Source organism: Rhodocaloribacter sp., assembly GCF_056451265.1.
The window spans coordinates 1-22,788 of sequence record NZ_JBWOPL010000033.1 but is presented as its reverse complement, the minus strand read 5'-3'; the positions used below and the strand labels follow the sequence as shown (position 1 = coordinate 22,788).

Annotated in this window: 17 protein-coding genes and 1 tRNA gene; 11 read left to right on the top strand and 7 right to left on the bottom strand. The window is 64.7% G+C overall.

Features of this window, described 5'->3' with window-relative positions:
- From AC1HIY_RS04730 to AC1HIY_RS04715, 4 genes are all read left to right on the top strand, one after another.
- Positions 1 to 277, top strand: a 277-nt coding sequence (locus tag AC1HIY_RS04730; protein ID WP_479575560.1) for a hypothetical protein, incomplete at its 5' end; no start/stop codon positions are given.
- A 37-nt stretch (positions 278 to 314) separates the two neighbouring features.
- The gene (locus tag AC1HIY_RS04725; RefSeq protein WP_479575559.1) at positions 315 to 854 is read left to right on the top strand and encodes a DUF4252 domain-containing protein; all 540 of its coding nucleotides are present in this window, start codon (positions 315 to 317) and stop codon (positions 852 to 854) included.
- 170 nt (positions 855 to 1,024) lie between these two features.
- The gene (locus AC1HIY_RS04720) at positions 1,025 to 1,624 is read left to right on the top strand and encodes a LemA family protein (protein ID WP_479575558.1); all 600 of its coding nucleotides are present in this window, start codon (positions 1,025 to 1,027) and stop codon (positions 1,622 to 1,624) included.
- A gap of 13 nt (positions 1,625 to 1,637) precedes the next feature.
- Positions 1,638 to 2,450 (top strand): TPM domain-containing protein, encoded by an 813-nt coding sequence (locus AC1HIY_RS04715; protein ID WP_479575557.1) that lies wholly within the window; start codon positions 1,638 to 1,640, stop codon positions 2,448 to 2,450.
- Positions 2,451 to 2,458: 8 nt separating this feature from the next.
- Here the strand turns inward: AC1HIY_RS04715 and AC1HIY_RS04710 are convergent, their stop codons facing one another.
- The 5 genes from AC1HIY_RS04710 to AC1HIY_RS04690 all read right to left on the bottom strand — a co-directional run bounded on the left by AC1HIY_RS04710 (position 2,459) and on the right by AC1HIY_RS04690 (position 10,925).
- On the bottom strand, positions 2,459 to 4,540 hold the full coding sequence (locus AC1HIY_RS04710; RefSeq protein WP_479575556.1) for a hypothetical protein: 2,082 nt from the start codon (positions 4,538 to 4,540) through the stop codon (positions 2,459 to 2,461).
- Positions 4,541 to 4,694: 154 nt separating this feature from the next.
- A complete protein-coding gene (locus AC1HIY_RS04705; protein WP_479575555.1) occupies positions 4,695 to 5,084 on the bottom strand; it encodes a hypothetical protein in 390 nt (129 codons plus the stop codon).
- Positions 5,085 to 5,382: 298 nt separating this feature from the next.
- Positions 5,383 to 6,360: a zf-HC2 domain-containing protein gene (locus tag AC1HIY_RS04700; protein WP_479575554.1), complete on the bottom strand. Its 978-nt coding sequence runs from the start codon at positions 6,358 to 6,360 to the stop codon at positions 5,383 to 5,385.
- Entirely contained in the window at positions 6,357 to 7,448 is a 1,092-nt protein-coding gene (locus AC1HIY_RS04695; RefSeq protein WP_479575553.1) for a hypothetical protein, read from the bottom strand. The genes AC1HIY_RS04700 and AC1HIY_RS04695 overlap by 4 nt, the downstream gene beginning before the upstream one ends.
- A 282-nt stretch (positions 7,449 to 7,730) precedes the next feature.
- On the bottom strand, positions 7,731 to 10,925 hold the full coding sequence (locus tag AC1HIY_RS04690) for a S8 family serine peptidase (protein ID WP_479575552.1): 3,195 nt from the start codon (positions 10,923 to 10,925) through the stop codon (positions 7,731 to 7,733).
- Between the two features lie 340 nt (positions 10,926 to 11,265).
- Between AC1HIY_RS04690 and AC1HIY_RS04685 the strand changes: the two genes are divergently transcribed.
- The 6 genes from AC1HIY_RS04685 (at position 11,266) to AC1HIY_RS04660 (ending at position 18,707) form a co-directional block, all read left to right on the top strand.
- Positions 11,266 to 11,598, top strand: a complete 333-nt coding sequence (locus AC1HIY_RS04685; RefSeq protein WP_479575551.1) for a tetratricopeptide repeat protein — start codon at positions 11,266 to 11,268, stop codon at positions 11,596 to 11,598.
- Positions 11,599 to 11,625: 27 nt separating this feature from the next.
- Positions 11,626 to 12,516 (top strand): septal ring lytic transglycosylase RlpA family protein, encoded by an 891-nt coding sequence (locus AC1HIY_RS04680; RefSeq protein WP_479575550.1) that lies wholly within the window; start codon positions 11,626 to 11,628, stop codon positions 12,514 to 12,516.
- 30 nt (positions 12,517 to 12,546) lie between these two features.
- On the top strand, positions 12,547 to 13,326 hold the full coding sequence (locus AC1HIY_RS04675) for a CPBP family intramembrane glutamic endopeptidase (protein ID WP_479575549.1): 780 nt from the start codon (positions 12,547 to 12,549) through the stop codon (positions 13,324 to 13,326).
- A 98-nt stretch (positions 13,327 to 13,424) separates the two neighbouring features.
- Complete coding sequence (gene htpX / locus AC1HIY_RS04670) at positions 13,425 to 14,267, top strand: zinc metalloprotease HtpX (RefSeq protein WP_479575548.1); 843 nt, start codon at positions 13,425 to 13,427, stop codon at positions 14,265 to 14,267.
- Between the two features lie 168 nt (positions 14,268 to 14,435).
- Positions 14,436 to 17,825 carry a CHAT domain-containing protein gene (locus AC1HIY_RS04665; protein ID WP_479575547.1) on the top strand — a complete coding sequence of 1,130 codons (3,390 nt, stop codon included), beginning with the start codon at positions 14,436 to 14,438 and terminating at the stop codon, positions 17,823 to 17,825.
- A gap of 261 nt (positions 17,826 to 18,086) precedes the next feature.
- Positions 18,087 to 18,707 carry a T9SS type A sorting domain-containing protein gene (locus AC1HIY_RS04660; protein ID WP_479575546.1) on the top strand — a complete coding sequence of 207 codons (621 nt, stop codon included), beginning with the start codon at positions 18,087 to 18,089 and terminating at the stop codon, positions 18,705 to 18,707.
- A gap of 126 nt (positions 18,708 to 18,833) precedes the next feature.
- Here AC1HIY_RS04660 and AC1HIY_RS04655 read toward each other — a convergent pair.
- Positions 18,834 to 18,906 (bottom strand) — tRNA-Ala (locus AC1HIY_RS04655).
- A 252-nt stretch (positions 18,907 to 19,158) separates the two neighbouring features.
- On the opposite strand from AC1HIY_RS04655, the gene acnA reads away from it, so the two are divergent.
- Complete coding sequence (acnA, locus tag AC1HIY_RS04650) at positions 19,159 to 21,903, top strand: aconitate hydratase AcnA (protein ID WP_479575545.1); 2,745 nt, start codon at positions 19,159 to 19,161, stop codon at positions 21,901 to 21,903.
- Between the two features lie 289 nt (positions 21,904 to 22,192).
- Here the strand turns inward: acnA and AC1HIY_RS04645 are convergent.
- The coding region (locus tag AC1HIY_RS04645) for a carboxypeptidase-like regulatory domain-containing protein (RefSeq protein WP_479575544.1) at positions 22,193 to 22,788 on the bottom strand (596 nt) is incomplete at its 5' end.

The following is a 22,788-nucleotide window of genomic DNA, read 5'->3' as shown; positions in this document are numbered from 1 at the left end:
CGCCCGCGCCTGGCGGCACACGGCCCGTCCCGCCCTGGCGATGGCCGTCCTCGTCGCCCTCGTGGTCCTGGCGGCGCTCGTGACGCGTCCGCCCCACCCCGCGCCCGGCGGCGTCGCGGTCGAACAGGCGCTCGCCGAGGTCAAATGGACGCTCGCCTACCTCTCCGAAGTCGGGCGTCAGACGGGCGCCTCGGTGCACCGCGACGTGCTCGACGCGCACGTCTTCGCTCCCATGCACGAAGCGCTCGACGCGTTCAGCCCCCCCCCTCCCGAATAGCTCTCACGGCTTTGATCGCCTTAACGCAAAAAGCATCATGCGCATCCGAATCCTTCTCTACGGGCTTTCTCTCCTCGGCCTGACCGGCGTGGTCCACGCCCAGGATCGGCTCGAAGACGCCCCCGGCTACGTGGACCTCCGCACCTTCGAGGCCTGGTTCGACGCATCGCCCACCCTCGAAGTGAGCATCAAGGGCCCGCTCCTCCGCCTCGTGGCCGAAGCTTCCCGCTATGAGGACCCCGACCTCGCCGAGATGCTCGCCGGACTCCGGGCCGTTCAGGTGCGCGGCTTCCCGCTCCGCCGCTCCGAGTTCGACGACGTGGCCCGCCGCGCCTCCGAGATGGCCGACCGCCTCGAAGCCGAAGGGTGGGACACCGTCATCCGCGTGCGCAAGGACGACGAGCAGGTGGACATGCACGTGAAGGTTCACGACGGCGAGATCGCGGGAATGGTCGTCATGGTCGTTCAACCGGGCTATGACGAGACCGTCTTTCTGAACATTGTCGGAGCGATCGACCCCGAACAGATCGGACGCCTCGGACGCAAGTTCAACATCGGTCGTCTGCAGGACTGGTGATCTCCCGCGCATGCCCGCCGCCCCGCGCATCCGGCCCTTCCCTGTCGCCGGGCGGTTTGTTCATACCGAGAAACCCCGCGCGTGGCCGCCCGTATGTCCGGTGGCGATTCGTGCGTATATTCCCCGGCGTCTTTTCGCCCCGCTCCACCGAACCCTGATCCCCGACCTCTATGCGAAGCAAAGGAACCCTTGCTCTTCTGACCGTTCTCCTGCTCGTCGGCTTTGCCGGCTGTGCCGGATGCAGCACCTACAACAGCCTCGTCGATGCCGAGGAGCGCGTCGAGCAGGCCTGGGCCAACGTCGAGACGCAGTATCAGCGCCGCGCCGACCTCATCCCGAACCTGGTCAACACGGTGCAGGGAGCCGCCGACTTCGAGCGCAGCACCCTCGAAGCGGTCACGAACGCCCGCGCCCGCGCCACGTCGATCAACCTTTCGGCGGACGATCTCACGGACCCCGCCAAGGTGCAGGCATTCATGGAAGCCCAGAACCAACTCGGAAGCGCGCTCGGACGACTGCTCGTGGTGGCCGAGAACTATCCCCAGCTTCGCGCCACCGAAGCCTTCCGCGACCTTCAGGCACAGCTCGAAGGCACGGAAAACCGCATCAACATCGCGCGGCGGGACTACAACGAAGCCGTGCGCGCCTACAACACCAAGGTACGGCGCTTCCCCGCGTCGATCATCGCAAGCCTCTTCGGCTTCGAGCGCCGGACACCCTTCGAGGCCGCGCCCGGATCGGAAAAAGCTCCCACCGTCGATTTCAACTGAGAGGAAGGTCAACGTGCGCTGGATAAAAGCCGGATGGATCGGATGTTTGCTTGCGCTGAGCCTCGCAACGACGGCGCGGGGACAGCGCATCGACGTGCTCCCGCCTTCGGGCCGGTGGGTGACGGACGCGGGCGACCTGCTCTCCCCCACCGAAGAACGCCTCCTCAGCCGGAAGCTCTCCGGCTATGCAGACACGACCTCCACCCAGATCGTCGTCGTGACCGTGCCGAGCCTCAACGGGGTCCCGGCTTCCGACTATGCCGTCGAGCTCGGGCGGAAGTGGGGCGTGGGACAAAAAGGCAAAGACAACGGCGTCGTGATCCTCGTCTCGCGCGATGACCGGAAGGTGTTCATCGCCACCGGCTTCGGCCTCGAAGGGGCCATCCCCGACGCCGTCGCCGCCCGGATCGTGCGCAACATCCTCCTCCCGAACTTCCGGCAAGGGCGCTATTATGACGGCCTCTCCGCTGCCGTGGACGCGCTCATACGGGCGGCCCGGGGCGAATATATTGCCGAACGCACGCCGCGCGCCTCCCGCGGCGTCGGAGGTCCCAACTTCACACTCATCTTCATCCTCCTCATCATCCTCTTTTTCGTCATCTCCGCCATGCGGGACAAAGGAGGGAAAGGGGGAAAGGGGGGAAACGGCCACCGGAAGAGACGCACCTACCGACGGCACGGCGGCCCCCCCATCATCATCTGGGGCGGAGGCTTCGGTGGACGGCACGGCGGGGGCGGTTTCGGCGGCGGAGGAGGCTTCGGTGGGGGAGGCTTCGGCGGCGGCGGAGGCAGCTTCGGCGGCGGCGGGGCGGGCGGCGGCTGGTGAGCGCGCCGTCAGAACGTGTACCGGTGGCGAAGGATGACGTACCGGTCGGTATACTCGGCATCCCCGCGATAGGCATCGTAGCCGACTTGAAGCTCCACTTCCATGTTTCCCCGCACGCGATAGACGCCGCGCAAAAAGAGGGAGGAGCGGTCCGAGGAAGGGATGAGCACCGAACTCTCGGCCGCCAGCAGCAGCAGCTCCGTCTCGGCGGTATGGGTGTTCTGAAGCCCGAGCGAGACGTTGAGTTCGGGCTTCGGCAGCCGATAGCCGATCCGCCCCGAAAGCGTCGTTAGATCCTGAAGTGTCTCGTCCGCTCCCGAGCGCACCCGCAACCGGTTGACCTGAAGGTTGAGATAAAGCGGAAACGGGAACTGCTCGTTGAGCCCGAAGGTGAAGGCCTGCGTCGTGTTGTCGAGGCTCGGCAGGACGCGGTCGCTCCGATCGGTGTACGTGTATGAAAGGTTGATGCCGTGCTGAAAGCCGCCGGTGCGTGCGAGGTGATAGCCCCCCGCCGAGTACGAGGCCACACGCGTGTCGGTGCGCTGCTCGCCCGTGCCGTCGGCGGTGGCGCCCCGGTTGTGCAGGCGCACGCCCACGTAGAACCACGTCGGCCCGCGCCACGGCGACAGGGCCAGTTGCCCCGAAAACAGATCGGCCGTGAGCGTTGCCAGCAACGGGTTGCTTCGAGGCGGCGTGCCATAGTGGCGATACCGCAACGTGCCGGAGACGCGGTCGCCGAGCACCCTGAAACGATCCGTGACGGTAATCGTGCGCCGGTCGTTCAATAGAAACGGATTGCCGAACGACGAATAGGCCTCACCGACCTCCTGAAACTCCGCCGTGAGCGTGTGTCCGGAGGTCGAAACACGGCCCCGCACGTACCACGCCAGCGAAGACAGCTTATCGACCCGGAGCGGCACCGTGGAAGCATTGATGGTGATGAGCCAGTCGTACGAAGCCGGATCGAGGGGCAGGTTCACGTCGAAGAGCGAATCGATCTCGGCTTTCGTGGCCGCGCCGCGCGAGAGGTCTTCCGTGGTGATGCTGAGCGCCGCGCCGCCTTCGAGGCGAAAACGCCCGCGAAAGAGCCGAAGCGCCAGGTCGCTGCCGACAACCAGGTTTTCCATCGGCGTGATGCCGAGTTCGAGCGCGTCGGTGAGTGAGATGGAAGCGGGGTCGTCCCGGGCATGCGCCACGTTGAGGTTCCACAGCACGGATCGCTCGCTGCCGATGCCGAGGCGGAACGCCGTGAGCGTTCGCTCGAAGGTGCCGGGCAAGAACGTCGAGTCCGGCTCAAACAGCGGGGTGATGCCGCGTCGGAGCTGTCCGCGCACGGCCGAGAGCCGGATCGGGTTGAACTTGACTTCGCCTCGCAGCCCGCGCGTGCGCGCGCCGTCGATCATGAGCGGGTTATACAGCGGCGTGGTGTCTCCGAAAAGCAGGGTCAGATGCTCGGAGCGAAGCCCGAAGAGAAAGCGGTTCCGTGGTTGCGTCCGTCCGTTCTCGTCCGTGGTCAGATAGACCCGTACGGGAAACGTGAACGCGCCGTATTGCCCCTCGGCATCGGCCTGAAAGACGTAGGTTCGGAGCGGCTCCTGCCGCAGATCGCGGCGACCCGAAAAGTCGGAAGTGCGCGTGTCGATAATCGTATTGCCGGAGAACTCGAACCGGCGACCGGCCGCCAGACGGGGCGTCGCTCCCGCCGGCGGCCCCTCCACGGCAAAGGTCCACCGCAGTTCCGGCAGCGGATCGCCCTGCTGACTCCGCGCGGAGATCCGAACTTCGTGCCGCCCGCCCCCCAGCGATCGGTTATACAGAAGACGGATGGACGTCTCCGAGATTTTGGCCTGCCGTGTGAGATCGGCCCCATCGATATAGAGCGCCACCGACTCGGGGTCGAGCGCCTCTCCGCCACGCACGGAAACGACGACGAACAGGTTGCCGTCCTGAATCAGGGTGTCGGGCGCGGGGCTGTGAATGCGCCAGGGGCCCTCCAGGCTTTGCGCCTCCAGAAGTCCGGGTACGAGCGCGCCCCATGCCAGCAGGACGCCGGCAATCCAGGGCACGTAACGGCTAACGATCAGCCTCATGGCTCCTTTTCCTCGAACGACTTCCGGGCAGAAATAACCTTATTGTCCCCGTGTGAGACCGACCTGAAGAAACAAAATACCGCATAAACAACAAACCCCCGGCGCAATTAAGCATCGGGGGTCCGTATCGAAACTTAAGGATGTGAGCGCATCCTCAGGCGGCCACGGCCTTCATGACTTGCGGCATGGCCGGGGCGCGATGCAACGTCTGAACGGCATTTCCGTCGATGGCGAATTTCCAGCGTCCCGCGCCTTCCACCCAGATCCCGAACGTCTTGCCGTCCTCCATGCAGAATTCCAGATTGCACAGCATCGACCCCGTCCACCACTCCACCCGCTCGATGGTGCGGAGGGGGATGATTCGCACGAAACGCCCGCGTAAACCCCACCCTCTCAACTCCACCCGGTCCGCAAACAGCCGCGCCCGCCCGTAGAAGAACCGCTGTCCGGGAAAACGGAACCGGTTTGAAAAGAGGGGCCTGCCTGCTTTCCGGGTCCGGCGGCTCGTCAGGTGCGTGTGGGGGAGCGCTACGGCGTTGCTCATGATCTTGCGATGGATGCGGCGTCTCTCGAAGAGGATCGGCCCGATACAACAAAACATGACGCCCGAAGAATCGCCTTTCCGCGAACGTCACTGAACGTGCTCTTTGTATCGGCAGAAATCGTCGTTTTTTAAATCGCGCCCGGTGTGCGCTCGTCAAGACCGGGAAGCGCTTCGGCAATCCGCCTCGCCCTGAAAAACAAGTCGCCTCCGCCCTGGGAAAAGGACGGAGGCGGATACGATCGTTTCGGGGAATGAGCCTTGAAAAACGGCGCCTCATCCGGCGAGGAAGCCGCAAGGGCTACTCGGCACGCTCAATTTTTTGTCCGCGAATGACCGGGCGAACTCCGCCCCCTTCATAAAAGGCGACGACGTTGATCGTATAGCGTGTTCCAGGCTCAAAGGTCGTCGTGGGGATCTCCCACCGCGTTTCTTTCACGTCCTTCTCCAGGACCAACTGGTCCTTCCCGTCATACACGCCCACGCGATAGTTCGACACGGGCCGCTCTTTCACGGCGGGCCAGGTAAAGACCACTTCTTCTCCCGCCTCGGACGTGATGATCAAGATATCGTTTCGGAGGGTGATGCCGGGCATTTCGCCGCTAACGACCTGATCCGGGTTGGCAATAGCCTGTTGCACGGCCTGCAAGGAAATCACATTGGATCGGTGAAGATTCGGCAGGATGGCCAGCATCACGAGCATACCGAGCGCAAGAGCGGCAGCCGGGGCGCGCCAGGGTCCCCCCAGAACGCGTTCGCTCCATGCGGCGACACGATTCCAGAGTTCGCGGAGCGGCGCTCCGAGATCCACGGGAGCGGTCGGCTCCGGCGCCAGCAGAGGTTCCATCGCTTCGACAGGCGTCTTGTACCGGGCCGGCACAGGCCGCTCGACCTCGCGCGTCACGGCTGCAAACTGCTGATAGCAGGCATGACACGAAGCCAGATGAGCCACCACCTTCTCCGCTTCCTCCAGCGCAAGTTCTCGATCAACGAACGCAGCCAGCAACGCCGGCTCCAGATGCGGTTCTTCCGAAACAGCCTCTTCGGCGAAATCTGCGAGGTGCTCATCCATGAGATGCCGTCCCACCTTACGCAGGGCCTTGACGCGCTCCAGTTCGGCGGCACAAGCATTGCAGAACTGCACATGCGAGGCGATTGCACGCTGAACCGGCGGCTCATATCCCCCCTGCAAATACCGAACGATCTCGCCGAAGGTCATCTGATTGATCGGGCAGCCCGATTTGCTGTTCGGAAAGGTTTTTTCTACAGTCATCATCATGATCCTGAACGGGTGTTTGAGGCTCGCCTTTCGTCTTGCGTAGGAGGAAAATTCGACCCAATGCCCATGTTCTTCAACAACGCTTTCAGACCCTTCACGGAAACGGATCCGAAAGACCCGAGGCTGTCATCTTCCAGCCAGTTGAGCGCATCCGAGAGCACTTCGGGAAAGCGTTCCTGCAACTGCTTGCCCAGCGTTCTGAGAATGCTGTCAATGGATTGATAAACGGTGTGAATGGTGACGTTGCCGCTTCGGGGTGTCACCGGCAGTTCCAACCTGAGGGTTTCGCACCGGTTGAGAATGGTTTTCGCATCCAGCTCTTTGTCGAACACCATGTCAAGCAAGATCTTCTGATGTTCCGGCAATTCTCCGATCAGCAGGCACACTTTCTCCCATATCTGATCGACAGCCCGTCTCATCGGGATGATGCGAGGCGTGTCGCTGTCGGCAAACATTCCGGCGTCTTCAAGCGCGCCTTCGGGATTGCGCAAGATCAGGTGTAGGTTTCCGTTGGTCATCAGCGCGTGCGTGACTCGTTCTTGAGCCTGTTCGGTCTCCTTGACCGAAAGCCCCACGTTCCGCGCAATCGTTTCCGTCGAGCGCTGCATGACCATTTGTTTAAACACTTTCTGGTCCTCTTGCGAGAGCCGCTGGATTTCCGGAGGGAGGGTTATCTGATCGACCCGAAGCCGACGTCGGTGCCGAATCCAGTCGGTGCGTAAATGACCGTGGAGCACGGCGGAAACGAAGGTGTCGAGCTTGGCGCGACCGTCATAGTGTTTCAGTTTTCCGGTGCGCTGGTCCCGTTTGTACAGATAGTCAAAGATGAACGCGTAAATTTCCAGGCCGTCGTCACAGCTGCGCCGATCGTCGCTGATCGGCTGCACACCGCCGGCAGACAACGCGTGAAACACGCAAAAAACGCCGCCCTGCTTGTGTGGACAAGCCTCATAGCACAGCTGCCATGATCGACGCCAGATACGGTCGGAATATCGTTTGACAAACCGGTTCCAGGATTCGGCATCTCCATCAAAAATGCGCTGGACCCAGTCCTGGTCCTCCGCATGGGGTGTGGGGGTAGCAGTCATCGATGGGAGATCAGTACACGTGCAAGTCAAGCGGACGAAGCACTAAAGCCCTGTTGCACATGCGGTGAATATAGGGACGGAAGCGCCATACACTTTCAGTACGCGCTGCACGGTTCACCCAAAGGTATAACAAAAACCGGAGACGTCAAGTTGCACGGCGTGCCGCAGTGGGTGAACCGAGGTGGGGAATGGGCAGGGTTGCACGCCGCTATTATCGGCTGCGGAGAGGGGAAATCTTAAGTAGCGTCGTTTCGAACGACAGGCGCAAGAGGAGCCAAAGAGTTATTCGAGCTCAGCCCGCAAGCGGTCGAAGTCAATGGGTCCCCAGCCATACCGGTTGTCTTTGACCGCCCCCTGGTCGCCGTTCAAACTGAAGCGACGCACGAAGCGAATTGCCTCGGACACCGACCAGTCGGGATGCCGGCTGAAGACGTGCGCGAAGGCAGCAGCCACCCGAGGCGCGGCGAAGGAGGTGCCCACGGGCCACATCGCCTCGGTCTCGCCCACACGCACCACCCCGTCGGCGGCGAAGTCGGGACGGATGCGCCCGTCATTCGTGGGCCCCTGCGAGCTGTGCACGAAGTCGGTAGCGCCCACGGGCACCACGGAAGCCGAGCGCGCCACGGCCAGCCCGCTGGCCAGGCTGCTTTCAGGCTGCGCTTCGGGCATCCCGCCCTCGGGCCACGGGTACATGTATAACTCGAAATGCGGCGGCGGAGCGCCGGGCTTCAAACGGTGCGCGGCAATCCGCAGACGATACTTCCGGGCGCCCGGGTACGGCGGCGTGAAGCTCCGTATGCGTTCCGTCGGCTTCTCAAACTGACGCTCCCCTTGTCGGTTGATCGACTTCACCGGCTGCCCAAACGCATCGTACAACGCCTCGCCGGTCTCATCGAACAAATACAGGTCGAGGTCGACTTCCGGGTTCGCCCAATCGTCCCAGCTCAGAAGGAAATTGTAAACCTCACTGCCGTCGAGTTCGATCTCCAGGAAATTGTCCGTGTCGGTAAAGTTGTGCGCCTGATCGTTGTCCGTATCGGCGAAGGTCCCTTCCCAGTGGCTCCGCGCGAAGTTGCCCGCGGCGGCGACGAGCACGGCATGGTCGCCTACGATCTCGCCGAGAGTGCTTCCGAAGAGATACCCCGTGCCGTCGTAGTCGTCATAGGCATCCATCCAGGAAACGGAACTGGAAGCCACCCGCACGCCGAGCGTATCGACGGCGAAGCGGAGGGCGGCGCGGAATTCGATCTCGGTCTCAAAGTTAAAAAGGTGCACCTCGGCTTCCGGGGGGAGATAGTCGAGGAGGGCGCGCATGGTGAGCAGGCCGTGCGCGGCGGCGCGGGAATTGCGCCCGTCGATCCGAAGATCGCGACGGAAAGAATGCGTGCGAAACGGGATGCCGCGTTCCTCCAGGAGCGCGCGCACGGCCTCTTCGTCGAAGCCAAACTCGAAGATGGCCACTCCGACCGATTCGGCCCCGACGGGCGTCGCCCCGGAGGATGCGCGCGGGGCATGCGTTGCGGCAGAGCTCGTCTTCGTCGATGCCGAAGCGCCGGGCTCCACCGCCGAAGCGACCTCAGCCTCGGAAGCGCCGGAGAACCACGGCGGCGCGGGCAAGGTCAGGATGCGGAGGAACGGAAGCTGAACCAGATCGGGGATGCTGTTGACGGGCGTCGAAAGCTGGAGCCACGGTCCATCCTCGAGGTCGATCCGTACGCCGGTGTTGAGCAGGGCTTGCCGGTCGAGAAGGCTGAGCGTGGGGGTGCGCAGTTCCGCGAGCAGGGTGATGACGGCCTGAAGCCGCCCCTGCCGGATCGCGTTATCCCAGGTCCGCCGCAGATCCCAGCCCACCTTGTCCTGCGGAACCATCATGAAGCGGACCGGCGTGGATTGCGCGACGACGTTTCCGGAGCCGTCGAGCACGTCCACGCGAACGATGTAGGGACGCCCCGGCTCCAGCGGCGGCGCACCCGGGGGATAAAGCATAGCCGTGGCGCGCTGAACGGTTTGCTGCACGAGCGGCGTCACGTCGGGGACCTCGTCGACGGGGCGGTTCGGTTCGGTCGGCCATACGCTGACCCGGTAGCGCAACGTCTGAGAGGTATCCGCGCCGGCCGTCTGCCAGACGACCGTGAGGCTCGGCTCGAAGACCTGCTGTTCCTCACTCGGGAAGACGATGTGCACGCCGACGCCGCGTAAGGAATCCGCCACCGTCGAATCGGCGGCGGCTACGCTTTCGTCTTTAAGCCTGGTGCTATCGACGGGCGGCAAGGACGTGATCGGCTCTACGAGCGCTTCGGGGTACTCGATGAACACGGTTGCAAAATCCGAGACGTCGCCGATGCGCGCCCTGATGGCCGCCACGCCCTCGTTTTCCCCTGCCGTGAAGCGACCGGTCTCATCGATGGAGCCCGCCGAAGGAGGCTGCACGCTCCACACCGGCGCGGCTGCCAGGACGGGGAGGTCGCTCGCATCATAGGCCGTCGTGCGGAAAAGGAACGAGGCTCCGGGCTGCAAGGTGATCTCCTGCGGCTCCACCTCCACGCGAAGCACCTCGCTGCCCGGAAGCGGCGGCGCGCCGATCGACCCGCCTCCCTGCACGTCCGTCGTCAGATCCTCCTCGCGTTCCACCGTGAACCAGTACAACTCGCTCGGAAACGTCACTTCGCCCGCTGCCGTCTGAACGATGGCCTCGACCTGCCAGGCATACGTCTGCCCTCCCTTCAGTTCCTCGGCGAAGCTCGGATACGGCAACACGGTGGTCGCCATGAGGCTGTCCCGGATGGCAAAAACCGGGCGGCTGCCGACCACGTCTTCCGGCGAGCGCTGTCCCGGGCGAACCTCATAGAGCGCAAAGTTGAATTGCCGGGCATCGGAGCTCCATTGAAAGATGGGGAACGTCGTCGCCAGCACGTCCGGCTCCTGACCGAAGGGCGTGCCGGGGCCGAGCAGGTCGAGTTGCCGGCTCGGATTCTCCGTCACGATCATGCCCTCCTCTTCCGAGATCAGGTCGCCGCGCGGGCGTACGGTATGGTCGAAGACCCGCACGTCGAAGAGGTAGTCTCCGGCCGGGAGCACGCCGCGCGCCAGCGCAATCTTCACGACTTCATTGCCCGCATCCTCAACCTCATAGTTCTCGAAGTCCTGGTTGGTAAGCTGAATGATCTGGCCGGGCATGACGACCCCGATCCGTTTCACACCCGTCACCAGGGGCCCATATTGATCCGAAGAGGCCCGCACCTCCACACTCAGATCGCGCTCCTGCCCATCGTTGACGATGGTGATGCTCAGAAAGACCGGCGAGCGTTCCGGATGAATGGGATCGAAGTCCGAGAGCCGGAGCATCTGCACGTTAATCGTGCGCACCTCCACCATCACGCCGTTCGCATCCGAGGGCTGCGCCAGGGCACGACGCGGCGGCCCCGTCAGCGCGAGGAGCGCGACGAGCAACGCGGTGAAGACGCGAACGAGGGACATCGGGAAAGCGTGCAGAGGAGACATAATAAAACGAAGTGGGCCGCACCTCCCGACGCCGGTCCGGCATCCGTGAAGCGCACCCACGCCGGTATGGGGACGGATGCCCCCTTCACCTTCAGATGCTCTGTAAAGGGTATTTTCGATCACAAACGACCGCTTTCGGCCACTTTTTAAACATCGTTTCGACACACAAATACCACAGAAGGATCTCGGGGAAGATAGCCGCGTAGCGTCATCTTCACGGAGCCGGGAAGTTCTTGCCTCCATTTTCGGGAAATTGACACTCATTGGCAACCGAAAGGCTCATCATCCTTCTCTAACCTTTGTTTTCGCAAGGAATATGCCGCAAAACCGTCTCGAAGCGCTGCTCCGTTTCCATGAAGAAGACCCGGACGACTCGTTCACCCGCTTTGCGCTGGCCGGAGAATACCTCAAACGGGGAGATACGGACCGGGCGCTCGCTTTTTTCGAAGCGCTCGCCGAAGACGACCCGGACTATATAGGCGTTTATTATCATCTGGGCAAGCTCTACGAGCAGCTCGGGCGCCGCGACGACGCCGTCGCGGCGTACCGGCGCGGCATCGCCAGAGCCCGCCACGACTTCCACGCGCGCGCCGAGCTTCAGAGCGCCCTGGCCGAAGCGCAGGGCCTCGGCTTTGAAGACGACGCCTGACCCGCACGCCTGCCGTCCTCCGTAACCATGCATTCCTTCCTTCGTATCGCCCTGTCGGCTCTGCTGGCGCTGGCCTTCGCGGCCGGCGCGGCGGTGGCGCAGCCCGCCGACACGTACGTCGTCCGGCGCGGCGACACGCTCTTTGGCATCGCGCGGGAACAGGGCGTTTCCGTGGAGCAACTGCGCCGCTGGAACCGGCTTTCCGGCGATCGCATCCGCGTCGGGCAACGGCTGATCGTCTCGGCGCCGAACCCTGCCGAAGCACCGGACACGGCGCTCCCGGACACCACCGCAAGGCGCTATGCCGCGTACACGGTTCGTCCGGGCGAGACGCTCTACTCCGTCGCGCAGCGCTTCGGGCTTCCGGCGGATACGCTGTTCGTCCTCAACGACAGTCTCACGGCGCCGCTCGAGGCGGGACGCACGATCCGCCTTCCGGCCCGTTTCGCCACGGCGCCCTACGTCGTCCGGCGCGGCGACACCCTTTTCCGCATCGCCGCACGGCACGGGGTGAGCGTCGACGCCGTGCGCCGGGCCAATGCGCTCCGAAGCGACCGGATCCGTGTCGGGCAGACGCTCCGCATCCCGTCCGCCTCCACCACGGCTCCCCGGCCCGAAGGCGCGTTGCCGGAGGTGTGGGCGAGGGGACGCGTGCTCGTCTACCCGCCGACGTTTGCCGGACGCCTCACCGCCGGCGGCGATCCGTACGACCCGGCGCGGTTCACCGTCAGTCACCGGACGCTTCCCCTCGGCACGCTCGTGCTCCTGACCAACCCCGCCACGGGACGGAGCACCTTTGCCGAGGTCAACGACCGGGGCCCCCTCGATGACTGCTGCGTCATGGACGTATCCGAGGCCGTCGCGCGGGCGCTCGACCTCACCGCCGACGCCGAGATCGAAATCCGTCTCGTGCCCTAGCGCAGTTTTTCGAACGAAAACCCTTCGCTCATGCAATCCCCTGCCGTCGCGCCGCTCCCCCCGGAGCGACTGACGTACCACCGCCTCACCCGCACGGCAACGTACGGCTTCCTCAGCGTGTTGCCCTTGCTCGCGCTCTACGAGGTGCTGATCGTTCTCGTCAACCGGGGCTCGGCCTATGAGGTGCACGTCGGCGCCGAAGTATGGATCAAGCGAGTGCTCCTCCACCTCGGCGTCACCGGCATGGCGTCGGTGGGGCTCGTCGTGCTCGTGGCGGGCAGCTTCGTCTTTCTGTATGAGCGCAAGAAAAAGCTCCCGATCCGACCCTCGTACTTCGGCTGGATGATCGCCGAGAGCGCGGTTTATGCCGTCGTGGCGGCGGTGGTCGTCTCGAGCGTCGTGGGTCTGATCTTTTCGGCGGCGCCCGCGCGGGTCGGGCTTTCTGCCGTCGGACCGGCGCAAGCGGCCTCGCCCGACCTGTGGACGATGCTCACCCTATCCATCGGCGCGGGGCTGTATGAGGAACTCGTCTTCCGTGTGCTCCTCGTCGGCGGGCTGTACGTGGGGCTCCGGCGTCTCTTCGAGCGGCGCAGCGCGGCCTATCTGACGGCTGCCGTCGCGGGCGCGGCCGTCTTCAGCGCCGTGCACTACCTCGGCGCGCTCGGCGACGCCTTCACGCTTCCGTCCTTCACCTTCCGCTTCCTTTTCGGTCTCGTCATGAACGCGCTCTTCCTCGCGCGCGGCTTCGGCGTGGCCGCCTGGACGCACGCCCTCTATGACGTCATGGTGGTCACACACCTGCTCGGCTGACATTCCGGCAGAAGCCGCGATCCGGCACGGAAGTCGCGCGGGAACGTGCGCCCCGACAGAAGGGTTTTCCCTGTGAAAAAGAACCTGGTGAAATAGATATGTTTTCAAACGCACTTCGCACGGCGGCCCTGATGGCCGTAATGATCGTCCTCTTCGCGCTCATCGGGCGTCAACTCGGCGGCGAGAGCGGGATGATCCTGGCCTTCGGCGTGGCCGTCGCGATGAACTTCGCCGGCTACTGGTTCAGCGACAAGATCGTGCTGAGCATGTACCGGGCGCGGGAGGTGGGTCCGGAGGAGGCGCCGGAGTTGTATGCCATCATCGACCGTTTGCGTCGGCGCGCCGGCCTCCCGATGCCCAAAGTCTACGTGATCCCCTCCGATCAGCCCAATGCTTTCGCCACGGGACGCAACCCGGCGCACGCGGCGGTGGCCGTCACCACAGGGATCGTGCGCATGCTCAGCCCGGAAGAGCTCGAAGGCGTCCTCGCGCACGAGCTCGCACACGTGAAGAACCGCGACATCCTGACTTCCTCGGTCGCCGCCACGCTGGCCGCAGCGATCACGCTTCTGGCGCGCTTCGGCCTCTTCTTCGGCGGCGGGCGCAACCGCGACAACGTCCTCGGCTCGCTCTTGATGCTGATCCTCGCGCCGCTGGCCGCCATGCTGATTCAGATGGCCATCTCGCGGGCCCGGGAGTTCGCGGCGGATCACGACGGGGCGCTGATCTGCGGCAAGCCGCGGGCCCTCGCCGCCGCGCTGAACCGGCTCGAACAGGGCGCCGAGCGCATTCCCATGGACGCGAACCCGAGCACGGCCCACATGTTCATCGTCAACCCCTTCGCCGGAGCCATGAGCGGCCTGCGCAAGCTTTTCTCGACCCACCCGCCAACCGAAGAGCGTATCCGACGCCTGCTTGAAATGGAACGCCGGGGCAGTTGACCCTCGTCGGGATCGTGACAGGCGAAATGCCGTCACAAATGGTCTCGGCCCATGCGTCCGGTCTTCGTATTCCTCACGCGCGTTTCGTATTTTTGCACCCGCCACCAACCCGCCCCCCCCTGTATGGTTAGCCACCAGCGTGCCTATACGCTGCCAGCCGGCGCATATGTGATTGCGGTATTGATCGCGGGCCTGGCGCTCACCCGGTGCACGACGTCCGAAGATGCCTCCCCGGTGTCCGCCTCCCAGCGGGCCTACTGGGACTGGATGCACTCCATCAACCAGAATCCGGCCTCGGCGCTGGAGTCCGGAGAGGCCCTGCTCGCGCGATATCCCGACCTTCGCCCGCTTTACCTCAGCCTCGCCAGGATCTGCCGCGAGACCGGCCGCGCCGACGCCTGCCGACGCATTTTCTCCCGATCGCTTCCGCCCGACACGACGTCGCGCCCGGACGCCGCGCGGGCCTTTCCGGACCCGCACAGCGCACTCTATCGCGAAGCCGCGCTGGCGCAGGTCCTTGCCCCCGAGGACGCCGCCCCTCACTGGCAACGCATCGGCCGGGACGAAGCCCTTGACCCCACACTGGCGCGCCTCATCGTCGACGCCGGGCTGTCTCAGCGGAAGGCGACCTGGTTCGCCGAGGTGGAACGGACATGGCGGCAACGCCTGGCGGAGGACTCGACGGCGCTCGGCGCAGCTTTCGGGCTCGGCTACGCAGCCGTCCTCCGTTCCGACTGGAGCAGGGCCGACTCCCTGCTCCGGCGCGTCACCCGTCTCGCTCCCGACGATCCCGAAGCCTACCGGGAGCTGGGTCGCTTGTATTTTTACACGGCCCAGCCGGAGAAGCTCACCACCGTGCTGAACGCCGGCATCCGGGCCGCCCGGGTCCGCGGGAACCGGCAGGCGGAGCTCATCCTTCGCGGCAACCTCGGCAGAACCCTGATGCTGCAATACGGCGACCTCACCGGCGCCGAGCAAATGTTCAAGGCTGCCCTCGAGCAAAGCCGCGCCCTCGCCGACGGCGCCAGTGAGGGCGTCAACCTGTACCGGTTGGCCGACATCCGGATACGCCAGCAACATTACCGGGAAGCCCTCGAGTTGCTCGAACAGGCAGATACGCTCTATGCCCGGCACAACCGGCGTCAGCATGCCGAGGTGCTGGTGCTCAAGGGCACAGCGCTCAATGGACTCTTTCGCTTCACCGATGCCGAAACCGCGCTCGAAACCGCCCGCGCCGAAGCCGAGGCCTGGTCCAACCTGAGCGCCGAGCTTCAGGCCCTCACCTCCCTCGCCCATCTCCGCTATCAGATGGGCCGGTACACCCCTGCCCGCACCACCGCCCTCGACGCCCTCAAACGCGCCAGGAGTCATCGCGCCGTGCCTTCGGAGATCATGGCCCGCATGATCCTCGGCGACGTGGATAACCGGTGGGGCAACTTCGAGGCCGCGCTTACGCAGTACGAGGAGGCGCTCACCCTTGCCAAAACACACCGACGCCATGCCCGCGTGCGAGAACTTTATCAACGTCTCGGACGCACCGCCCTCAACTTGCACAACACCTCCGAGGCCAAATCCTATTACGACGCCCTTCTCGAATACGAGCACATGAATGCCGACACGGTGACGACGGCCCTGTCCTATCTCGGCCTCGGGCGCGCCTACAGTCAATTCGGAAATTTTACCCAGGCGGCCTCCTATTTCGAAGATGCCCGCGAACTGCTCCAGACGGAGCACCCCTCCCTTCTCGCCTCCATCCTCCTCAAGCTGGGTTGGAACGCCGTGAACCGGAGCGCTTACTCCGAGGCCCAAACCCACTTCGAGGAAGCCCGGAAGGTCATTGATCGGGCCGGACTCGAGACGCCTCTTCGCTATCGGCTCGAGATCGCTCTCGGCAACCTCGACCTGAAGCAAAAGCATTACCGGCAGGCCCTCCGTCACCTCCGCGAGGCCGAACGACTCGAACATACCTTTCGGCAACCTGCCAGGCAGTGGCGCCTCCTCCATCTCCTGGCGCTGGCCCACTGGAGCCTCGGCGAACGCGACGCCGCGGAACAAGCGTTCCGCGAAGCCATCGCCACCACCGAAATCATGCGCGAAAACCTTCTCTCGCGTGAAAACCGGGCGGCCTTCGTGCAAGACAAGGTGACGGTCTATAAAGATTTCGCTGCCTTCCTCGAAGCGCAGGGCCGCATCGACGAGGCCTTCCATTTCACCGAACGCGCCCGCAGCCGCAGCCTGAGCGACCTCCTGTTTACGACACAGCAAGACAACTCCGTCACCGCCGACGCCGACGCCGAACAACTGATCGAAGCCGAGCGCCGCAAACGCGCCATCACCGAAGAACTGACCCGCAGGGACCAGGACCTCACCGGCACACCCTCTGGCGACTTCATCGATCGGACACGCGCCGCCGACCTCGCCCAGACCTACCGCGAAGCCGATTCGCTCTATCGGGTCACCCTGAACCGGCTGCCGGAGGATCGGATGCTCCGGGCCATGCTCAACGTCACGCCGCTCTCGACCGCCGGGACGCGCGCCCTCCTCGCCTCGGACGAGGCCATGATCGTCTACAGCCTTCGTGAAGATCCGCGAGAAGGGCAGGCTCCGTCCACCATCGCCTACGTCATCACGCCGGACACCATCTTCTTCCGCCCCCTCGCCGTCGCCCCCGACGACCTGGAAGAAGCCGTTCTCTTTTTCCGGGATCAGATTACCACCTCTGCCAACACCGACGGCGTCACGTGGCGGCCCACGAGCCGCCGTCTCTACGCCTGGCTCATCGACCCGTTGCTCGACGCGCTCCCCCCCTCGACCCGTCACCTGCACCTCGTGCCCGAAGGCGCGCTCTATTACCTGCCTTTTGCCGCGCTGCAAGACGACTCGGGCACGTTCCTCGTCGAACGGTACGCCCTCTCGGTCACGCCTTCGGCGGGTGTGCTCGCCATCACACGCGCCCACAACCCGCGGCTCTGGCGCTCGATCCTCCTCGTGGCCGACCCGGAAAACCGGCTGCCCGGCTCCCGGAAAGAAGCCGAAGCCATCGCCGGCCTCCCTGCGATCCGCGCCCTGAAGCTCGTCGGCGAACAGGCCAACCGGGAAAACCTCATCGAGCTCGCCGAGAACTACGACATCATTCACATCGCCACCCACGGCACGTTCGTCCAACGCGCCCCCTGGTTTTCCCGCCTCGAACTGCACGACGGCGCGCTCAATGTGGCCGACATCGGACGTTTGCGCCTGAACGCCTACCTCGTCACGCTGAGCGCTTGCGAAACCGCTCTCAGCGGCGGCCTCAGTTCCGACATCCCCGTCGGCGACGAGTGGATCGGGCTCAACCAGGCCTTCCTCGTGGCCGGCGCGCCGACCGTCATGGCCAGCCTCTGGCCCATCGACGACCGGGTCAGCGCCTCGTTCATGACCGGCTTTTACGAAAACCTGCTCGACGCCCAGGGCAAAGCCCGCGCCCTGGCCGAAATCCAGCGGCAATTCCTCCGAGACCCCGACACGCGCCACCCCTTTTTCTGGGCCCCCTTCTCTATCATCGGCGACTCCCAGTGAGCGCTCCCGTCGCGCTTCGTTTCACGCTTCTCTCCCTCCCTTCCAACGCGGACGCCCCCACGCCTGCAAGCACATCTCTGTGGAAATTTAACATTTTCTCCTTTCGTCCGATTGTAAGACAGGGCCCCCTTTCGATCCCCTCGCACATCGAAAGCGCCCTTCCAGCTATTGATCTCCCCGCCCGGCACAGGCCGCGAAACGCCTGACTCACCCCACATGATGCCGCACGGGAATCACAAAAAAATGAGGAGGTGTTTCACCATGTACTCCGTTACCAAATTTTTCGCGCCTCGTCCGCTCATCCCGACGCTCTGGGTCTTCTCCCTCTTGATGCTCGTTGCGACCTCTCCAGCGCTTGCCCAGGGCCAGGACGAGGGTGAAGCGGAAGAACCCATCATTGTCACCGAAATGGGCGGCTACCAGTCCGCCCAACGCGCGCTCGGTCAGAGAACACTCGGAAGCTCGACGGACTCCACCCGCGTCACGACCTTCGGAGGACAGGACGAGGGCGAAGCGGAAGAACCCATCATCGTCACCGAAATGGGCGGCTATCAGTCCGCGCAGCGTGAACAGGCTTTCCGCGCCGAAGTCGCCGGCGTACGCGACGAAGCGCCGCCGGCATCACCGACCCTGCTCGGCAATTATCCCAACCCGTTCAACCCGACGACGACCATCAGCTTCAACCTGCCCGAAGCCCAGTTCGTGCGGCTGGCTGTCTTCGACGTGCTGGGGCGGCAGGTGCAGATGCTCGCCAATGGGCCGATGGAAGCCGGACGACACGAGGTGCGCTTCCTCGCCGGCGACCTGCCGAGCGGGCTGTACCTCGCGCGCCTGGCCACGCCCGCCGGCGTCATCGTCAGGAGCATGCTCCTGACCAAGTGAGCGCGCCGAGGCGTTTTCAACCTCACAAAAAAGGACGCTGCCGGGAAGGCAGCGTCCTTTTTTATGCGCCCATGCACAAACGTAAAAGCCCGAGCGCCTTTTCAGGCGCTCGGGCTCTGGTGCTCGTGGAGCTAAGGAGATTCGAACTCCTGACCTCCTGGGTGCGATCCAGGCGCTCTACCATCTGAGCTATAGCCCCGTCAGCGCCGCTGTGAACGTGGCGAACCGCGCCGCTGTTCCATGCGGACCGGGAATATACGAAGCCGACCCTGCGCTTCGCAAAGTCGATCCGGGGCCCTTTTCACGGATGGAAATGCTTCATTCCTTTTTCACCCCCCGGGGCCTCCTTCGATCCGTCTCCGGAAAGGTCGCTCTCGAACAAATATCGCCGCCAGACTGTATCTTCCCCTCCCCATCGCCCCTTTCCTTTCTCATAGATACGCTCTCGATTATGGCAAACGCTGCTCCCATCCGCAAGCACGATCCCTTCGGCGCCCGCGACACGTTCGAGACCGGCGCAGGGCCGGCCTACCTCTATCGCCTCAGTCGCCTTGCCGAGCACGGCTATACGAATATCGACCGCCTGCCTTTCTCCATCAAAGTGCTCCTCGAAGCCGTCCTCCGCACCTGCGACGGCTACCTCGTCACGGAGGAGGACGTGGCCAAACTGGCGACGTATGACCCGAAGCATCCGGCCAGGGCCGAGATCCCCTTCACGCCCGCCCGCGTGCTCCTTCAGGACTTCACCGGCGTGCCCGCCGTGGTCGACCTTGCCGCCATGCGCTCGGCCATGGCTCGCCTCGGCGGCGATCCCAACGAGATCAACCCCCGCGTGCCCGTCCACCTGGTCATCGACCACTCCATACAGGTCGATGCCTTCGGCATCCCGGACGCGCTCCGCATCAATGCCGAGCGTGAGTTCGAGCGCAACCGCGAGCGGTACGAGTTCCTCCGCTGGGGCCAACAGGCCTTTGACAACTTCTCCGTCGTGCCGCCGGACAGCGGCATTTGCCATCAGGTCAACCTCGAATACATCGCGCGCTGTGTCTGGACGCGCCCGGCCGACGACGGCCTGCCCATCGCCTTCCCGGACTCGCTCGTGGGCACCGACAGCCACACCACGATGATCGACGGCCTCGGCGTCGTCGGGTGGGGCGTGGGCGGCATCGAGGCGGAGGCCGTCATGCTCGATCAGCCGATCTACATGCTCATGCCCGAGGTCATCGGCTTTCGCCTGACGGGCCGCCTGCCCGAAGGCGCAACGGCCACGGACCTCGTGCTCACCGTCACGCAGAAGCTCCGCGAGTACGGCGTCGTAGGCAAGTTCGTCGAGTTCTTCGGGTCCGGCGTGAGCACCATGAGCGTGCCCGACCGCGCCACCATCGCCAACATGTCGCCGGAGTACGGCGCGACGATGGGCTTCTTCCCCGTCGACGAGGAGACGCTCAGCTTCCTCCGCCGCACGGGCCGAAGTGAGGCCCTCGTCACGATGGTCGAGCGGTATATGAAGGAGCAGGGCCTCTTCCGCACGGACGACACGCCCGAGCCGGAATTCCTCGACGTGCTCGAACTCGACCTCGGCGACGTCGTGCCGAGCCTCTCCGGCCCCAAACGCCCGCAGGACCGCATCAACCTGCCGGAGATGAAGAAAGTCTTCAACGAGTCGCTCACCGCGCCTGCCGGTCCGAAAGGCTTTGGTCTTCCGGAAGACCGCCTCGACGCAAAAGGCCACTATGCCGACGACCGGGGCAACGCGCTCGACCTCGAGCACGGCGACGTGGCCATCGCCGCCATCACGAGCTGCACGAACACGAGCAACCCCTCGGTGATGATCGGCGCGGGCCTCGTGGCCAAGAAAGCCGTCGAACGCGGGCTGAAGACGAAGCCGTACGTGAAGACCTCGATGGCTCCCGGCTCGAAGGTCGTCACGGACTACCTCGCCGAGGCGGGCCTCTGGCCGTACCTCGACGCGCTCGGCTTCAACCTCGTCGGCTACGGATGCACGACGTGCATCGGCAACTCGGGGCCGCTCCCCGAACCGACGGCCGCCGCCATCAAGGCAGGCAACCTCATCGCGGCGGGCGTGCTCTCGGGCAACCGCAACTTCGAAGGCCGCATCCACCCGCTCGTGCAGGCGAACTTCCTCGCCTCGCCGCCGCTCGTCGTGGCCTTCGCCCTCGCCGGAACCGTAGACATCGACCTCACCCGCGAGCCGCTCGGAAAAGACTCCGCCGGCAACGACGTCTACCTCCGCGACATCTGGCCGACGAGTGAGGAGATTCAGGACCTCATCCGGACCAGCGTCAAGCCCGAATACTTCCGCAAAGAATACGAGGGCATCGAGGAATCGAACGAGACGTGGAACAACCTCAAGATCCCCGAGGGTTCGATCTACCAGTGGAACCCGGAATCGACGTACGTGCAGGAGCCCCCCTTCTTCTTCGGTCTCACCCCGGAGACGCCGGAGATCCAGCCCATCGAAGGCGCGCGCGTGCTCGTGAAGGTGGGCGACTCGACGACGACCGACCACATCTCACCCGCCGGTTCCATCGCCCCCGACAGCCCCGCCGGGAAGTACCTCCTCAGCAAGGGCGTCAAGTTCACCGAGTTCAACTCGTACGGCTCGCGCCGGGGCAACCACGAGGTGATGATGCGCGGCACCTTCGCCAACATCCGCATCAAGAACCAGCTCGTGCCCGGCACCGAGGGCGGCATCACGAAGTATTTCCCCACGGGCGAGGTCATGCCCATTTATGACGCGGCGATGAAATACCAGCAGGACGGCACACCGCTCCTCGTGCTCGCCGGAAAGGATTACGGCATGGGCTCGAGCCGAGACTGGGCCGCCAAGGGCACGCTCCTGCTCGGCGTGAAGGCCGTCATCGCCGAGAGCTTCGAGCGCATCCACCGCTCCAACCTCATCGGCATGGGCGTGCTCCCGCTCCAGTACCGCCCGGGCGAAACCGCCGCCACGCTCGGCCTCGACGGCTCGGAGGTCTACGACGTCCCCGTCTCCGACGGCGTGACGCCGGGGCAGACCATCGAGGTGACCGCCACGCGGGCAGACGGCTCGCAGGTCACCTTCTCCACCGTCTGTCGCCTCGACACGCCCGTGGAGGTGGAGTATTACCGCCACGGCGGCATCCTCCACTACGTCCTCCGCGAGTTCCTCAACGCCTCGACGGTGGATGCCTGAGCGGGCTCGTTCCGCCTCCGGGCTTCGAAAACAAAGCCGCGTCCGAATCGCCGGGCGCGGCTTTTTGGTTTGGGGAAAAGAACACGCGGCAGGGCGCCTCTGTTCGTCGAAGGGCGTCATCCCCCAAACGGTCGTCATGGTGTTCGTTCCCACGCAGCGCATGAGAACGAACATTTCGAGATGAACGTCGCCATCAACCATACACGCACCCGCAGGGGCGACTCGCGAGCCGCCCCATACCTCGTGAGCCGCCCCCGAGCGTCACGAAGGGCGCGCCGAGCGTTCGGGGTCATGGCCGCCGCGTGAGGTCGAAGCGGAAGACGTTTTCGCCGGGGCGGATATCCACGGCCGTCGCGTCGAGGCGGACGTTTTCGCGCAAGACGTGGAGATCGTACCGGCCCGGCGGCACGGCGTCGAGGAAGAAGCGTCCGTCCGCATCGGTGACGGCTTCGCGGGCCTCGCCGAGGCGCACGACGGCCTCCGGCACGGGCCGTCCCGCCGCCATGACGAGGCCGCGCACAAACCCCTCCGCAAGCCGCTCGACCACGCTCCGGACGCCCGGCATGGCGCGCCCCGAAGCGTCGAGGATGCGTCCTTCGCGGGGGATGCCCGTGATGTCGCCGAGGGTCTTCGTGCGGAAGGGTGAGGGGTCGGATGCGCCGAGCCATTCCTTCGGGTCCGAGGGCAACTCGAAGTGGAGCGTCGTCACGGCCTCGGTGAGCGTGAGGACGGGGCTGACGACCGAGAAACGGAGCGTTTCGGAGACGTGATCGGCGCGGATGCGCCATCGCCCGGCGGGGATGCCGGCGAGTGCGTACCGTCCGGCGGCGTCGGTCCAGGCGGCGCGGGCGGCATCGCCGGACGGCGCTTCGAGCGTGACGCGCA

Coding starts and splice junctions, on each gene's coding strand:
- AC1HIY_RS04710 (WP_479575556.1), bottom strand. CDS start 4,540: ATGAGGCTGATCGTTAGCCGTTACGTGCCCTGGATTGCCGGCGTCCTG.
- AC1HIY_RS04675 (WP_479575549.1), top strand. CDS start 12,547: ATGCAATCCCCTGCCGTCGCGCCGCTCCCCCCGGAGCGACTGACGTAC.
- AC1HIY_RS04690 (WP_479575552.1), bottom strand. CDS start 10,925: ATGTCCCTCGTTCGCGTCTTCACCGCGTTGCTCGTCGCGCTCCTCGCG.
- AC1HIY_RS04725 (WP_479575559.1), top strand. CDS start 315: ATGCGCATCCGAATCCTTCTCTACGGGCTTTCTCTCCTCGGCCTGACC.
- AC1HIY_RS04700 (WP_479575554.1), bottom strand. CDS start 6,360: ATGATGATGACTGTAGAAAAAACCTTTCCGAACAGCAAATCGGGCTGC.
- AC1HIY_RS04680 (WP_479575550.1), top strand. CDS start 11,626: ATGCATTCCTTCCTTCGTATCGCCCTGTCGGCTCTGCTGGCGCTGGCC.
- AC1HIY_RS04685 (WP_479575551.1), top strand. CDS start 11,266: ATGCCGCAAAACCGTCTCGAAGCGCTGCTCCGTTTCCATGAAGAAGAC.
- htpX (WP_479575548.1), top strand. CDS start 13,425: ATGTTTTCAAACGCACTTCGCACGGCGGCCCTGATGGCCGTAATGATC.
- acnA (WP_479575545.1), top strand. CDS start 19,159: ATGGCAAACGCTGCTCCCATCCGCAAGCACGATCCCTTCGGCGCCCGC.
- AC1HIY_RS04720 (WP_479575558.1), top strand. CDS start 1,025: ATGCGAAGCAAAGGAACCCTTGCTCTTCTGACCGTTCTCCTGCTCGTC.
- AC1HIY_RS04705 (WP_479575555.1), bottom strand. CDS start 5,084: ATGAGCAACGCCGTAGCGCTCCCCCACACGCACCTGACGAGCCGCCGG.
- AC1HIY_RS04660 (WP_479575546.1), top strand. CDS start 18,087: ATGTACTCCGTTACCAAATTTTTCGCGCCTCGTCCGCTCATCCCGACG.
- AC1HIY_RS04695 (WP_479575553.1), bottom strand. CDS start 7,448: ATGACTGCTACCCCCACACCCCATGCGGAGGACCAGGACTGGGTCCAG.